Origin of the sequence: Trichocoleus sp. DQ-U1 (assembly GCF_039961925.1) — a bacterium.
GTDB lineage: Bacteria > Cyanobacteriota > Cyanobacteriia > Cyanobacteriales > FACHB-T130 > FACHB-T130.
In genome coordinates, this window is the sequence record NZ_JAMPKB010000013.1 from 62,598 (window position 1) to 78,421 (window position 15,824).

General features: G+C 48.0%; 12 protein-coding genes. 5 read left to right on the forward strand and 7 right to left on the reverse strand.

The window, feature by feature from the left end:
• From nblS to NDI34_RS07940, 7 genes are all read right to left on the reverse strand, one after another.
• Complete coding sequence (nblS, locus tag NDI34_RS07910; protein ID WP_190415723.1) at positions 1 to 2,025, reverse strand: two-component system sensor histidine kinase NblS; 2,025 nt, start codon at positions 2,023 to 2,025, stop codon at positions 1 to 3.
• Between the two features lie 287 nt (positions 2,026 to 2,312).
• Positions 2,313 to 3,587: a phosphoribosylamine--glycine ligase gene (purD, locus tag NDI34_RS07915; protein WP_348232355.1), complete on the reverse strand. Its 1,275-nt coding sequence runs from the start codon at positions 3,585 to 3,587 to the stop codon at positions 2,313 to 2,315.
• A gap of 289 nt (positions 3,588 to 3,876) precedes the next feature.
• Complete coding sequence (locus NDI34_RS07920) at positions 3,877 to 7,830, reverse strand: DUF2157 domain-containing protein (RefSeq protein ID WP_348232356.1); 3,954 nt, start codon at positions 7,828 to 7,830, stop codon at positions 3,877 to 3,879.
• Between the two features lie 122 nt (positions 7,831 to 7,952).
• On the reverse strand, positions 7,953 to 9,404 hold the full coding sequence (locus tag NDI34_RS07925) for a deoxyribodipyrimidine photo-lyase (RefSeq protein WP_348232357.1): 1,452 nt from the start codon (positions 9,402 to 9,404) through the stop codon (positions 7,953 to 7,955).
• Between the two features lie 388 nt (positions 9,405 to 9,792).
• A complete protein-coding gene (locus tag NDI34_RS07930; protein ID WP_190441028.1) occupies positions 9,793 to 10,341 on the reverse strand; it encodes an NUDIX hydrolase in 549 nt (182 codons plus the stop codon).
• A 6-nt stretch (positions 10,342 to 10,347) separates the two neighbouring features.
• Positions 10,348 to 10,869, reverse strand: a complete 522-nt coding sequence (gene folK, locus NDI34_RS07935) for a 2-amino-4-hydroxy-6-hydroxymethyldihydropteridine diphosphokinase (protein ID WP_348232358.1) — start codon at positions 10,867 to 10,869, stop codon at positions 10,348 to 10,350.
• Between the two features lie 93 nt (positions 10,870 to 10,962).
• Positions 10,963 to 11,418, reverse strand: coding sequence for a CAAD domain-containing protein (locus NDI34_RS07940; RefSeq protein WP_190525670.1), 456 nt, complete (start codon positions 11,416 to 11,418; stop codon positions 10,963 to 10,965).
• A gap of 264 nt (positions 11,419 to 11,682) precedes the next feature.
• On the opposite strand from NDI34_RS07940, the gene NDI34_RS07945 reads away from it, so the two are divergent.
• The 5 genes from NDI34_RS07945 to fusA all read left to right on the forward strand — a co-directional run bounded on the left by NDI34_RS07945 (position 11,683) and on the right by fusA (position 15,785).
• Positions 11,683 to 12,063, forward strand: coding sequence for an iron-sulfur cluster assembly accessory protein (locus NDI34_RS07945; RefSeq protein WP_348232359.1), 381 nt, complete (start codon positions 11,683 to 11,685; stop codon positions 12,061 to 12,063).
• A gap of 98 nt (positions 12,064 to 12,161) precedes the next feature.
• Positions 12,162 to 12,539 (forward strand): 30S ribosomal protein S12, encoded by a 378-nt coding sequence (gene rpsL / locus NDI34_RS07950; protein ID WP_190415413.1) that lies wholly within the window; start codon positions 12,162 to 12,164, stop codon positions 12,537 to 12,539.
• Positions 12,540 to 12,575: 36 nt separating this feature from the next.
• Positions 12,576 to 12,722 (forward strand): hypothetical protein, encoded by a 147-nt coding sequence (locus NDI34_RS07955; RefSeq protein WP_348232360.1) that lies wholly within the window; start codon positions 12,576 to 12,578, stop codon positions 12,720 to 12,722.
• A 370-nt stretch (positions 12,723 to 13,092) separates the two neighbouring features.
• The gene (gene rpsG / locus NDI34_RS07960; protein ID WP_190415409.1) at positions 13,093 to 13,563 is read left to right on the forward strand and encodes a 30S ribosomal protein S7; all 471 of its coding nucleotides are present in this window, start codon (positions 13,093 to 13,095) and stop codon (positions 13,561 to 13,563) included.
• Between the two features lie 146 nt (positions 13,564 to 13,709).
• A complete protein-coding gene (gene fusA, locus NDI34_RS07965) occupies positions 13,710 to 15,785 on the forward strand; it encodes an elongation factor G (protein ID WP_190441036.1) in 2,076 nt (691 codons plus the stop codon).
• Positions 15,786 to 15,824: the final 39 nt, after the last annotated feature.

The window sequence follows — 15,824 nt, forward strand, 5'->3', positions numbered from 1 at the left end:
CTAGACAACCTTCGCCGTAACCGAACTGGTTCCTGAAGCTTCTTTTGCTTCTTTTAGAGGCAACTCCTCAACGGGTGCTGCTTCTTGAAAAACCGTCAAGTCAAACCAGAAAGTCGTACCCACCCCGACCTCGCTAACCAAGTGAACCCTGGTGTGATGCTTCTCAATGATATTTCTAACAATTGACAAACCCAAACCCGTCCCTTCAAGGGTGTGAACTCGGTTTTCTACTCGGAAAAAACGATCGAAGATTGCCTCTTGGTCTTCTGTATCGATGCCAATTCCCGTATCAGAAATTTCAATCCGCACTAATTTGGGATTGTTCGTTGCAGGAATTTTCCCGCGTTCCTCTGCTCCGGAAGGGAAGACTCCGCCTTGACTCCGCTCATCCCTCGACTCCAGCAAATAGGCGCGAATTGCCACCCTTCCACCCGTCTCAGTAAACTTCAGCCCATTACCGACCAGGTTAGCAAACACCTGGAGCAACAAATCATAGTTGCCCCAGACTGCTGGCAAATTCGGTTCAATCTCCTGGATGAGTTCAATTCCTTTATCGCGGGCGTTTAGCTGGTAAGTCCGCAGCGTTTGCTCCACAGGTTGGGCAATATCTACAGGCTCAAAGTGATAGCGCTTGTGCGACTCAAGCCTAGATAAATCCAAAACGTCATTTACTAGGCGAGTCAGGCGGTCTGTTTCTCGATTCGCAGTGTCTAAAAATTCCCGACGTTCCTCTTCTGTCAAATCTTCGCCGTATTCGTGGAGCGTTTCAATAAACGACTTGATGTTGAAAAGCGGCGTTCTCAATTCGTGGGAAACATTGCTAATAAAGTGGCTTTTCGCCTCGTTCAGCTCTACCTCACGAGTAATGTCCTGTACCGTCATCGCAATTCCCTTGATGGTTTCCCGGTACTGGTCAAGAACGGTCGTTAGGAGAATGCGGACGGTGCGATTCGCCGGTTGGAATAGCGTTACCCGAAACTCTGCCCCTTCACATTCTCCAGCAACAATTTGATGCAGGGGTCGCGCTAGCTCCAAGTTGACTGGAGAAGGCAAGCAATGAAGAGCGTTAGATCCCACTACATCAACGCCATCCCACCCAAAAATTCGTCGCGCTGTCGGATTGACCAATATCACCTGAAAGTTGGTGTCTATCAGCACCGCTCCATCAGCAATCGTAGAAACCAACGTCTCTAGCTTGGCTTTCTCTGCTGTCAGTTCCTCGATATTTTGCTCTTCATAACTCTCCAGCCGTTCTGCCATCTCGTTGAAACTGTAAATCAGTTCGCCCAGTTCTCCTCCGAGTGGCAGGTCAACTCGTTGCTTGAAGTTGCCAGCGGCAATATTTTTGACCCCGACGAGAAGTTCTTTAATTGGCTGAGTAATGGTTAAGGCATTAAAAACAGCGCCCAAAATCACCATCACCCAGATGGAAATAAATACCGCAATCGTGACATCTCGTGTCAGATGGGACGACGCCACCACGGTCGGATTGGCGTTAATCCCAATTGCCAAAACCCCTAAATTTTTGCCATCGTGCGACAGGGGAACAAAGACATCCGTAACTTCCCCATCCGGACTTAGGTGCTGCCGCACCATTGGTAAGTCGGAATTATCAGCGTAATCCTCTGGCAATTGAATCCGACGCTGAATTGTCAGCGAGTTTTGTACCTCGGACTCAGAGAAAGGAATTCCAAAATAGATTTTGCCAGTTTCGTCGGCGTAGAGCATATAGCGCACGCTGGAGGTGCTGCTGTAGAAGCGGTGAGAAAAACGTGCCACCTCCGTCAGATTCTTTTCAGCAATCTGAGGCGCGACATTCGCCGCCAACAACAAACCCAGGTCGCGCCCGAAGCGAGTATCATTCAGCCGAGCATCCTGCTGAATTGTATTCACTGCCCAGAAGGTCAGACCGCTCATCACCAAGGAGACGACTAAGGTAGCAGCCGCCATCAGGCGCGTCTGGAGAGTAAACTCAGACCACCAATGGGCAATAACTTCTCGAAGGGTTTTTAATAGAGCCAGCAAGGTAAATTTGCCACTAAAAATGGTAAAAATTAGAGATTTATCAAAAATTGTAGAGGATTCTTCCCAGGGATAGGTGGATTTTTGAACGTTTCTCAATTATATTTATCCACTTCTATTTTCTCAAGTTCCCCCTGGAACTCTCATGTATCTTTGGATGCAGCTCGGCTAAGATTTTGAAGAAATTTAAAGATTTACGTGATGTGCAACTTTCCAAAACTCTCTAGCTTAGGCTACAGAGCTTTGGAAACGAGGAGCGATTGGATTGCAGTTGCACATGACTTTAAACGCTAAAGTTTCCCTGCCGTGCGGACGCGATAACCAATATCCCGTCGGTAGTACATCCCCTCAAACTCAATGCAATTAATCGCCGCGTATGCTTGAGCGATCGCTGCATCAAAATCCTCTCCAATGGCGGTGACTCCCAACACCCGACCGCCTTCTGTCACCACTTGTTGCTGCTTCTTCTGAGTGCCCGCATGAAACACATGCGCTCCCGCTGTCTCGGCTTGCTCAATGCCGGTAATGACATGACCCTTTTTAAAGCTTTCTGGATAACCCCCCGCCGCTACAACGACACAGGCGGAAGCGCCTGATTTCCAGGCAATAGGAGGCTGTTGGGCGAGTTTTTGTCCAACGCAGGCAACCAGTAAGTCTTCTAGAGGGGTTTCGAGTAAAGGCAAGATCGCCTGTGTTTCCGGATCGCCAAAGCGACAGTTAAATTCCAAAACTTTCGGATCGCCTTGGGGGGTAATCATTAACCCAGCGTAAAGGACACCCCGGTAGTCGATGCCCCTCGCTTTTAAAGCGGCAACAGTCGGCTCCAGAATTTCTTTCTGAACCCGCGCACTCAAGGCAGGTGTCAGGATGGGAGCAGGACAATAGGCTCCCATTCCGCCCGTATTTGCCCCGGTATCGCCCTCACCGATGCGTTTGTGATCTTGAGCCGGTAACAACTGGCGAACGGTCAAGCCATCCGACAGCGCCAAAACCGAGACTTCCTGACCCGCTAAGTATTCTTCAATTACTACAGTCTTGACTCGACTGGAGAATAAATCTGCGATCGCAGAGTATGCCTCTTCCACCGTTGCCGCTACCGTAACACCCTTACCCGCTGCCAAACCATCGGCTTTAACAACAATCGGTGCCCCTTGCGCTGCTACATAAGCTTTTGCAGCTTCTGGCTCTGTAAACACCTCTGAGTTGGCGGTTGGGATACCCGCTTCCCGCATCAAATCCTTTGCCCAAGACTTACTCGCCTCAATTTGCGCTCCCGCTTTGGTGGGACCAAATACCTTGAGATTTTGGCGTTGCAAGTAATCTGCGATCCCCAAAGCCAGGGGGGCTTCAGGCCCGACGACCACCAGCGAGATGTTATTCACTTGAGCAAATCGTGCTATTCCCTCAAAATCATCAACACTTAAAGGGAGATTCTGACAACGCTCTAGAGAAGCTGTGCCGCCGTTTCCAGGAACACAGACTATCTGCCGAATGCGTTGAGATTGCAGCAGTTTCCATACCAGGGCGTGTTCGCGTGCCCCATTGCCAACAACCAAAACCTTCACGTTCGCCTCGCGCTCCTGTTTTTGTTTTCTTGAATTTTGCTAAATTGCAGGCTGTACGCCCGCCCAGACTAGGGACAGCGCCTCAATCCAGCGGCTTATCCTCAGGGACGATTTCACATCTGAAACCAAGTAAATTTACAGGGCAAATCGTATAAGGCAAGCAAATACTTCATTATGCCACGCAATTACCAAATGTCTCAGTTAGCCAAGAGATACCTGATGGATGGAAGCAAGCAAGTCTAGATTTAATTGTTTTGGGATTAGATGAGTAGGATTGAACGAAAGGAAATTATTGCCATTGTTCCAATTCCGACAGCCAGTGCCGAACCAAAGCGATAAAGCGATCGCGCCGAGTTTCAAAATTAGCGGCAATCGAGATAAAACTGATACCGACTATCAACCCGATTACCCACTTAAAAAAGGAGTAACGGAAAACAAAAATTACTAACTGGTAAAAAGCAGTCAGTAAAAAGGTGGCGGTACCGACGTAGAGAAATGCCCGGACTCGGAAAGCCAATCCAGCAAAAATGAATAAAATACTCAAAATTCCCGGTATCAATCCAGTTTCTTGGTGTAGCAAAAATGCCGCTCCACAAATTACCCCAGCACCTACGCAACGAAATAGGTGGCGAGTCTGTTTGCGATTTGGTAGCGTCAACCCAGAATCGACTTGGGCAATATACAGCCAGGATAAGCCAATCGGCATAACGTACCACAAGTAATCGAAAAATTGTAATTCCAAAAACCACCGAAAAAGTGCCCAATTAATCAGTGCTAGGCTGATATAAGTAAAGCGAATTTGATTGGATAATTTGGCAATAAAAATATAAAATGCCGCTGTTATCAGCAAGCTAATCGGGTGAATTTCTACTCTAGTTTCCCAAATCATCACCAGTGGCAGAATATATGCCGCGTGCTGCCAAGGTCTTTTAGGCCATCTCCACTTTTCCCAAGGCAAAATATACAGAAAATAAGCCCAAACACAAGAAATGGGGGCTTTCCAAGGAACTAACGGGCCAGCCCAGAACTGCCCAATGGCTGTATAAAGCCAAAATATTCTGATGACACCTACTTCTAATAAACCTAGGTAAACCCAGACTTCTGCAATGGTAATCCTCCAGCTTTCACTGAATAAGGAAGGTGCTGAATTTTCCTCTGTCTTTAAAGGGACTTGGGAACTTTCCCTGTTTTTTGAGAGGGAAGAAAGGGCAAATCTGCGACCTTGAAAAATCGCGTATCGGATTAAAAACAAGCCAGTTCCTAATCCGAGAATTCGGCTAGCTGCAATGGGATTACCAATCGCCGCGATGAGTAAGCAACTGCTCCAAGCCCAATGAAGATGGGCAATTACTTTCAGTTCTTCAGCAGTAAGGTGTAAGTAATTTAGAAGCCAGGGGAATAGCAGGCGATAGGCATACATGATGCTGGTGCCGAGGGCGGACATGACAATGAATCCATCGCCCAAAGCTCCACCTGATGCTTGTAAAAGTTGATAGAACAAAAGTTCGTAGGCAGAAATGGATACTCCCAGAAGTCCCAAATAGAGGATGGGTTTAAGTTCCTGCCGTCGTCTGCCAACTCCAATCGCAATGAACGCGATCGCAAGCGTACACAATCCCGTCCAACTGGTAAAAGTATCCCACCGCAGAAGTGCCCCCAACACGCCGTATAGTAGCGGCAGGATATGCCACCTGTTCGGAACACTTTCGATTTGCGATCGCCGCCGCCATGCTTCTCCCAAAAGCTGCGTGCTTAAACCTAAGACGATATTTGCGATCGCTAAATTTATCACTGAGTGTTCAAAGAAGCCCAACGTCTCGGCTGTTAACAGTTCTAAACCCCAACCCAGTCCGTAAAATGCCCAATGATTCGGTTGTTGCCAACTGCGATAAGCGATCGCCCCAATTATCAACGTAACCGCAAGTAAATATTCCCCATCGGGAGAAGCAACCCCTTGGTAGACAAAAAGCGAATGCACCGTTAGCATCAACAGCTCAAAACTACATAACGCGATCGCCCAACCCTCAACCGCTTGTGCATAAAGTGCCGCTAACGTCCCATGACCACGCATCAGCCAGGTTCTGGCAAGCCATAAACCCACCACCGCGATCGCTCCAGCTAAAAACCAACCCGGTACCGAAAGGGGCGGCACTCCAGGCACACCATCCCCCAGCAGCACACCGAGAAAACTCAGGCTAAACCCGACGGTAATGACGGCTGCCGCCAGATGCCGTAAATAGCGCGTATTCACCAACATCAGCCCAGTTGCCATTCCTAAGCTAATGAATCTGCCTCCAGGTAGCACGAATGTGAGAATTTGTGCCATTCCCAAACTGACGACACTCAACCAACTCGCCAATGTGCGTTGCTTTCTAACAGTTTGGCTGGCAACTCCCGTCAAAGCCAAAGGTGTAATCAGCCAGAAAATGCCCCACTGCTGACGGCTAAAGGCATCGTTCCCGAATAAGGAAACATTTGCTAACAATAATTGATAACTGAGTCCCGCCAGTCCTAAACCGATGTGCCAAGCACTTTGCTTCCACAGAAGTGCGGAGGAGGGTAATAGGACGTGAAGCGTCCATTCGGCAACCATCACCGCCAACAAAATGCTTGCCCAAACTTCTGGGTGCAGATTGGGAAAAAAGCGGTCAATAGTAGAGAACAGCGTCAGCAACCCCACCAAGTGAGTGGAATACACCAGACTGACCCTGGTCGGAAGTCGGCGCTGTGTCACAATTGCCAGTGTCACAGTCGAAAACAACAGATTGAGCGATCGCAATGTGGGATTTAGTAAACTAATTAGACTCAGTACCACCCCCAAAGTGAGTGCCAGTTGTTCGCCAAAAGTAGCTAAATCGGTCTTAGCAGCTCGATGCAGCCAATCGCTGACCCCGACGATAAAAACAACGTAGGGAAATAAAACCAGGCTCAGCAAAGCCCAAGGAACCGTTTCCGAACCCGTCAGTTGTGTGCCAGTTGCGATCGCCCATTCTTGCACGGAAGCAGGAACTAACCGCCAAACCAGCCAAATCGTCTGTAAGCCAATCCCTAAAAATGCTGCCAGATCAACCTGTAGCCAAAAACGCTGCAATCGGCTGAAGAAAAACCACAAACCCAATCCGCTAACCGCTGTTGCTTGCCAGGGAACCGTTGTTCCTACCGAAACCAGCCAACCGAGGCACAACAAACTAATGCCCACTTTCTCCCACTGCAATTGGGGTGATTCGGTGGATGTTTCGGGTTGCTGTTGCGATAACCACGCCACCAGCCAGCCACAGATGCCAAGGGCTAATCCCAACTGCGTTACAGGTACTTGGACAATAAAAATTGTTCGTACCAGCAGCACCACCAAGGCATAAATCACTACCCCGGCTGGCAACTCAATCCCGATTCCCTTTTTTTCGATAGTCGCCGCAGCCTGTCGGTGACGAACTTGATAGAACGCGAGGAGGGACGTTCCCACCATTCCCAGATAAACGGCGATGACGGGAAATCCTGACAAATTCCAGCCCCAATGCAGGTAACTGAGTCCCAGAAGATTCAATGCTGGCAACGCTTCCAGTAGCCCCAGCCGTCCAGAAGCCGCCAATCGCCAATTTTTCAATACTTGGAAAGTAATCCCCGTCAGGACAACGGATGCGATCGCAACTACTATCAGATTGACGGGATTCTGCCACAACCCAAAGCTATCCATTGCCCAAAAATTCACGGGCATTAACAGTAGGGTGACAATTTGCAACGTCTGCGCCGTCAATTGCAAACTGGGTTGGCGATTCGCCCAAGCGCTTACCCGCCAAAAAATCAAGGTATACGCTAATAAAACCCCATACTGCCCAGCAGCAGGAAATCTTTCCCATTGAGTGGCGGCTAGCACCCCGGAGGACACCACCACCATGAACACTCCTAAAAACAGCAGCCACCGGATGCTGAGTTCTGCCATCAGCGACTGCCATATCCCTGGGATCGCTTTGGGATGTTGACGAGAAGCATTCTTACCAGTTGCTGCTGGTAGTAACTGCGAATCAGAAGATATCGTAATTTGAGGCGTTACTTGAGGCGTTGGTTTGGGCGTTACTGCAACTGGTGGCAACGCACAGACTAAGTATTTTTGACTTAAATCGCTAACCTGAGCCTCAGAAATCAAACCCAAGCGCAGCCAAACATCTAGTCCTTCCAATAACTGAGGCTGCGAATTGCTAATCGTTACTTTAATGTTGATGGAGCGGTCATGTGAAGATGACATCAGCAGCCACCCTAAAGATGAATACTCAAATCATCTTCTTGATTGAAGGATTAGCTGTGGTTATTGTGACACTTTAGGGTATTGAAAGCACGCTTGTCCGGCGGGCACTGTCCACCAGACGCTTACTCTTTATCTTTATCCCCTAGTGCTTCTTTTTGCTGCTGATAGCGCTGTTTAAACAGACGCTGCTGTAGCTGGTGTTCCACAATCGGGGCGGGATAATTACAGCGATCGCGTTCATTCGCCGGTATCTTCCCACTGACGAGATATTCTGTATTTACAGACCTGAGTTCTGGCACCCATTTCCGGATATATTCCCCGTCTGGATCGAATTTCTGCGATTGAGAAGCTGGGTTAAAAATTCGGACTGGCTTGGGGTCCATCCCGCTAGAAGCACTCCACTGCCAGCCGCCATTGTTCGCAGAAAGATCCCAGTCATAAAGCTTTTGCATGAAGTATTTTTCCCCCAAGCGCGGATCGATCAGCAAGTCTTTAGTGAGAAAACTGGCAACAATCATCCGACAGCGGTTGTGCATCCAGGCTGTTTGATTCATCTGGCGCATTGCTGCATCGACAATCGGGTAGCCGGTTCTCCCCTCGCACCAAGCTTGGAAATGTTCTGGATGGTTGTCATAAGGGAAATTTTTGAGCGTTTCCCGGAAGGCACCCTCGGCTAATTCTGGGAACCAATACATCGCGTGTTGATAGAATTCTCGCCATGCTAGTTCTTGTTGCCATGTGCGGATATGGGTGTCTTCTGACTCGCTGTGACTGTGTTCTAATACCTTCAGCGTGGCATCCCAAACAGTACGAATACCGATTACACCAAATTTCAAAGCAGCGCTGAGTTGAGAGGTGCCGCTAACCGCTGGAAAATTCCGCTGTTCTTTATATTCTGCGATCGCTTGATCGCAAAATGCTGCCAGCTTTTCTTGCGCCGCCTTCTCCCCTGGGGCACTCACCAGTTCATTTTCCCAAATAAATCCTAAATCCTGAGCTGTAGGCAGTTCACCCGCACCCGCTTGTTGTGCTTTCTGCTGTTCTTCTGGGGTAAGTCCCTCGGCATTTTGGAGTTCTGGTGCGGGTTTAGCCTTGGGTTTACTACTCCAATTTCTCCAGAACGGAGTATAAACCGTGTACGGCTGATTAGAACCTGAGCGAATCTCCTCTGGTGCGTGTAATAGCTGATCCCAGTGATTTTGGACAAAAATACCCTTTTCTTTCAGGACTTCGCTAATAGTGCGATCGCGTTCTTTTGAATAAGGCTCGACATCCCAATTCCAGAATACAGCCTTCGCATTTAGCGCCGCCGCCAAAGCTGGGATTGCTTGAGTCGGATTGTCATGAAGGATCAACAATTGACTACCAGCCTTTACGTAGCGTTCTTGGAGTGACTGCAAACTGCCAATCATATAAGTCACTCTTGCCGGTGCCACATCATCCCTGTTCAAAATATTCGGATCTAAGCAGAAAACTCCTACCACCTTTGGACTTTGCTGCCGTGCAGCAGCCAATCCTAGATTGTCCGAAATGCGTAAATCGCGGCGGTGCCAAAACAAAATCAGGTCAGACATTCAATCCTTGCTTTTCAAATAACTCGCTTATGTTTGACAGTTTAAAAGGTGACAACACCGTGTGTATCACTCCTGCGAGTGACTGCAAACTAAACGGCTATAGCAATCCTCACTGATTCGTGAAGGCGAGATCCGCGACTTCTTTAAAGTCGCGGATCTGAACCGCTGGTATCTTACAAATCAAACAAGATTCCTATATAGCGTTTCTCAGGTGGGTGGAATATATTGCAGGTCTAATGCTCGGTAGAGACATGACATATCATGCCCCTACTGATGTATCGCACCTAATTGAGAATTGAAATAATCTTATATCTGACTATTAAAATATAAAAAATTAGCCAGTTTAAGCTGGCTAATTTTGTGTAGTCGCAGACTTTAACCTAACGAACTATTGTAAAAAAGGACGAGCTAAGAAAAAACTAGAAATCGATTTAGCATCTACTGGTTCACCCGCCAGAATTGCTTGCTCTAATTCCTGGGGAGTCATCAAAATCGTTTCAATATCTTCGTCAACATCTTGACTGGGAGGTATCTCCAAACGTTCTAAATCTTGCGCTAAAAAAGCGTAGATAAATTCATCTGAATAACCGGGAGCAAGGGAAAACTTACCTAAATTTTGCCATTTGTGAGCGCGATATCCGGTTTCTTCTTCAATTTCGCGCTTAATAGTCTCCTCTGGAGCTTCATTCGGTTCTATCGTTCCAGCCGGGAACTCCAAAAGACGCCCCTGTACAGCAAAACGATACTGCCTCAATAGGATCAACTTCCCTTCTGAGGTTACAGGAACAGCCAGCGCACCACCAGGATGCCGAATGCATTCCCAGTCTCCCTCTACTTGGTTCGGGAGGCGCAGACGGCTGACTTCAAAATTAAATTTACGCCCCTGGTAGAACAAGCGTTGTTTGAGGACTTCAGGGGGTTCTTGACCCAGTGCCATAGGAAACTACAAACGACGGACTTCTGAACAGTCTACAGCCTGAACGAGTTGCGCGATCGCACATCCAGAAACTGGATCGAGCCAATCTGGTGCAATTTCCGCTAAAGGCACCAGCACAAACGCTCTTTCTCTCATCCGAGGGTGAGGCAACTGGAGAGGCGGAACCTCCCCACCTTGAGTGTCCAAAATCACATCATCAAAGAGCAATAAATCAAGGTCAAGTGTTCTCGCCCCCCAGCGCTCTTGACGGACGCGACCAAAGCGATTTTCAATTTCCAACAGCGCCTCTAATAATTGCTGAGGCTTCATCTGAACGTGCAGCAGGGCACAACCATTCAAATAATCTGGTTGAGGTGGCCCTACAGCCTTCGTTTGATACCAACTAGACTGGGCTTGCAGAGTAATTCCAGGAGTTCGGTTCAGCCTTTCTAGAGCAGCCTCTAGAGTGGCGCGGGAGTCGCCGAGGTTGCTACCAAGAGCAACTGCGCTTCGCCCACCCTTTGCTAACGCAGTTTTTGCGTATGTCATGATTCCAGCCTGACCCCTTCAGGTGCGGCTATAAAGAAACTTAGCCTGCCTACACAGGCTAAACAAATTCAGTCGAATCGAAGATTAGGACGCTTAGGTGTTTGAAGCTCCTCTGCCCAAAACTTGCTGTTTTAAGGTCTGGAAGTCTTGAGATAGTTCTTTGCGGCTTTCAGCAGTAAGTAAGTAACGATAAACGAACCAAGCCGTATATCCGATGCCAATCAGCTGTAGGGTTGGCGCTATCAACGGCAAGCTATGAATCGCCGTTAGCAAAGCCACTGTTATCCTTAATGTGACTAACACTGCTAAGAGTAGTCCAAGGGTAATGAGCGATCGCTGGTAGGAGGAAAAAAAGTTGCCCGCATAACTTGGCATCTTTTCTAAAAACCTAGCGATTTGTGCCCACACCTGCTGCACTTGCCCAGTATAGGCTTGAGTAGACGACACTTGTAACTCCGAAGGTGTTGCTTCTACGTTTTGTACATTGACTTCTACTGAAGGATTTTCAGATTCAAGCCTACTTTCAGAAGAGGGAGTTTCAGGATTCATATCAATTTTTGGGAATGACAACAACTTGATGTCTTGGTTGGTTATGGGAGTGTTTCTTCTAGTTCTGCTTTTTCTAATCAAGAAGTGAAGAACAGACTCTGCTACCAAGTTATTATCTATTGGGGTGATAAAAATCAAGCATCCTGAGGTACAAGTAGCAAAACTACCAAGCTGGAACACCGAACGCTCGTTTTCTCCTTTAAAAATTGACAAGCTTTCCCGCAACCGGCTGTAGCATTGGTTCAGCACTCTATAGAAAGCTCTGTGAAACTTACTCAGTCCACTATCGATCTCACTCAAGCAGCAGCTAGTGAAATTAAGCGTTTGCAATCCAAGCGTCAAAACGCCAACGCTCTATTATTTCGTCTAGCAGTTCAATCAGGTGGTTGTTCTGGCATTTCCTATACTTTCAGCTTTGATGAAGCTGTGAAGGCAGACGATAGACTGTATGAATGCAATGGCATTAGAGTATTGGTTGATGCTCAAAGCCTAGCCTACCTCAATGGTCTCACCTTAGATTACTCAGAGGATCTCATGGGCGGCGGGTTTCGCTTCCACAACCCAAACGCTAAAGAAAGTTGTGGTTGCGGTAATTCTTTCTCTATTGATGAGCCGCTTGCCGACTCTGCCATCCCAGAAGCTTAATCTCCAGCTCCTTTAAATTGACAGAACCCCTGACAGATGATAAACTCAGAATTTGTCTGCATTTGGAACTAGCAAGGATTCAGTAACCCCAGTAACTCATGCCCACAATCCAGCAGCTCATTCGTAACGAGCGCCTAAGTACACAGAAGAAAACTAAGTCACCAGCCCTAAAAAGCTGCCCGCAACGTCGTGGTGTCTGCACCAGAGTATATACAACGACGCCTAAAAAGCCAAACTCAGCCCTGCGGAAAGTGGCAAGAGTCCGTTTGACTTCAGGTTTTGAAGTAACGGCATATATTCCTGGTATCGGTCACAATTTGCAAGAACACTCGGTTGTGATGATTCGGGGGGGACGGGTTAAGGACTTGCCCGGAGTCCGTTACCATATTATTCGCGGAACCTTAGATACCGCTGGGGTTAAGGATCGCCGTCAGGGTCGTTCTAAGTACGGTACAAAACGTCCCAAGGCAAAGTAAGCGGAGTGTCTATCTGCATTGGTACAGTCACAATTGATGGCTTCCGTTTTGCAGAAAAGACAAAACGCTCATACGGCTCGAAAGCTCCCGAATCTCGTGCCAATTGCACAGGAAATGTGTGAAGATATCCGCTTACGAGCGGATGCCGATGAACCCCCGGTATCGGTGGTAGAGTTGGATTGAGGATGTTTTTACTGGATTCCGTGCGGGAAGACGCATCAGAGATGTTGTAAACACGTAGATAAGCACCCGTTAAAGCGAGTGTATGCGAATCCAGTAGGATGTATCCAAATCCGTAGAAGGTTGCTTCAGTTCCTCAAACCAAAAAATTGGGAAATTAATGCGCCAGGGAGACAACCGTTGCTGGCATTTAGGGAAAACCTCAATGTCCTCAATGTAGGTAGGGAAGAGTTTCACAGTCGGGCGAAATCTCTACCTTAGTAGAAGGCGGCTCTCTAGAACCCGCAAAGACTTGTTGAAAAAAATCCCATCTCAGGCACGAACATTGGGAGGGATCGTAAAAATTCTGTATTTTATTCATTGAAGGCTTAGTATGTCTCGTCGTACCGTTGTTAAAAAGCGTCCTGTTCCCCCTGATTCGATGTATAACAGCCGTCTTGTCAGTATGATGGTGCGGCGGATTATGCATAGTGGCAAGAAATCTATTGCGACTGGGATTATCTATGATGCGCTAAAAACCATCGAAGAACGGATTGGAGCAGATCCCCTAGAGACTTTTGAGAAAGCAGTTCGGAATGCGACCCCTTTGGTGGAAGTCAAGGCTCGTCGAGTGGGTGGTGCCACCTACCAGGTGCCAATGGAAGTCCGCCCTGACCGTGGAACTGCGCTAGCGCTGCGTTGGCTAATTCAGTTTGCTCGTTCTCGCCCAGGCCGCACAATGGCTGGGAAGCTCGCAAATGAGCTGCTTGATGCCGCTAATGAGACAGGGAATGCGATTCGCAAACGCGAAGAAACTCACCGAATGGCTGAAGCGAATAAGGCGTTTGCTCACTATCGATACTAAGCACTACTACAGACGCGAGATCGGTTATTGCGACTGTTTTACTCGCGTCTGTACGAGCTGAAAATTTTAAATAAAGTATACAATTTTAAACGAGATAGAACGCATAGCACATTACTAGCTATGCGGCACAGAGGAAGGAGGTAGCTGTGGCACGTACCGTCCCGCTAGAGAGAACACGCAACATCGGAATTGCTGCCCATATTGATGCGGGCAAGACAACAACAACAGAAAGGATTCTGTTCTATTCCGGTATCGTTCATAAAATTGGCGAAGTCCACGAAGGCACAGCAACGACTGACTGGATGGAGCAAGAGCGGGAAAGAGGTATTACCATTACCGCCGCTGCGATTAGCACGAGCTGGCGGAATCACCAAATCAACATCATTGATACCCCTGGTCACGTAGACTTCACGATTGAAGTGGAACGTTCAATGCGGGTGTTGGATGGCGTGATTGCTGTGTTCTGCTCGGTGGGAGGCGTGCAGCCTCAATCTGAGACTGTATGGCGACAGGCAGATCGGTATAAGGTGCCTCGGATCGCTTTTATTAACAAAATGGATCGGACTGGGGCGAACTTTTACAAAGTTTATAACCAGATACGCGATCGCATGCGGGCAAATGCTGTCCCCATTCAAATTCCTATTGGTGCTGAAAGCAACTTTGAGGGAATTGTAGACCTAGTTCGGATGCGAGCCTACCTCTACAAAGACGATCAGGGCAAAGAAATTGAGGAAATAGACATTCCTGCAAACCTTCAGGAGGTAGCCCAAGAGTACCGCACTAAGCTCATCGAATCTGTAGCAGAAACCGATGATGCCCTGACGGAAAAATATTTGGAAGGCGAAGAACTGACCGAACCAGAGATTCAAAAGGCGTTGCGTAAAGGCACAATTGCTGGCACAATTGTCCCGCTGTTGTGTGGTTCTGCCTTTAAAAATAAGGGTGTCCAGCTGCTGTTGGATGCCGTGGTAGATTATCTACCCGCTCCTATTGACGTTCCTCCAATTCAAGGACTATTGCCAGATGGCACTGAGGTAGTAAGGCACGCTAGCGATGACGAACCAGCGGCTGCTTTAGCTTTCAAGATTATGGCAGACCCCTATGGACGCTTGACATTCATTCGGGTATATTCTGGCGTGATCAAAAAAGGCAGTTACATCCTCAACTCAACCAAGGATAAAAAGGAACGCATCTCCCGCTTGATCGTTCTCAAAGCTGACGAACGAATCGAAGTAGATGAAATGCGGGCTGGTGACTTAGGTGCAGCTTTAGGTCTGAAAGAAACCTATACGGGCGATACCATCTGTGACGAAAACTCACCAGTGATTCTGGAGTCTCTGTTTATACCAGAACCTGTAATATCCGTAGCAGTGGAACCCAAAACTAAGCAGGATATGGAGAAGCTCTCCAAGGCTCTGCAATCGCTCTCAGAAGAAGACCCGACGTTCCGAGTTCATATTGACCCAGAAACCAACCAGACAGTAATTGCGGGGATGGGCGAACTGCACCTAGAGATTCTCGTAGATCGGATGATGCGAGAATTCAAAGTAGAAGCCAACGTTGGTGCGCCGCAAGTTGCCTACCGCGAAACCATTCGCAAGGCTGTCAAAGCTGAAGGGAAATTTATCCGTCAGAGCGGTGGTAAAGGTCAGTACGGTCACGTTGTGATTCAAGTCGAGCCAGGAGAGCCGGGGACTGGTTTCGAGTTTGTCTCCAAAATTGTTGGGGGTATAGTACCTAAAGAGTACATAAACCCAGCAGAGCAAGGGATGAAAGAAGCCTGCGAATCGGGTATTGTAGCTGGATATCCGGTGATTGACCTCAAGGCGACGATGGTGGATGGCTCTTACCACGAGGTAGATTCCTCAGAAATGGCTTTCAAAATCGCAGGCTCAATGGCGATTAAAGAAGCTGTAATGAAGGCTTCACCAGTGCTATTGGAGCCTATGATGAAAGTTGAGGTGGAAGCTCCAGAAAACTTCCTTGGGGATGTGATGGGAAACCTCAACTCCCGTCGCGGTCAGATTGAAGGCATGAACTCGGAACAAGGCATTACAAGAGTAACAGCCAAAGTTCCGCTTGCAGAGATGTTTGGCTATGCGACGGATATCCGGTCGATGACCCAAGGGCGGGGTATCTTCTCAATGGAGTTTAGCCATTACGAAGAAGTTCCTCGCAACGTGGCTGAAACCATCATCGCCAAGAGCAAAGGGAACACATAAATCGGTCTGTAGTCTTTGGTCAGTTGTCAGTAGAAAAGC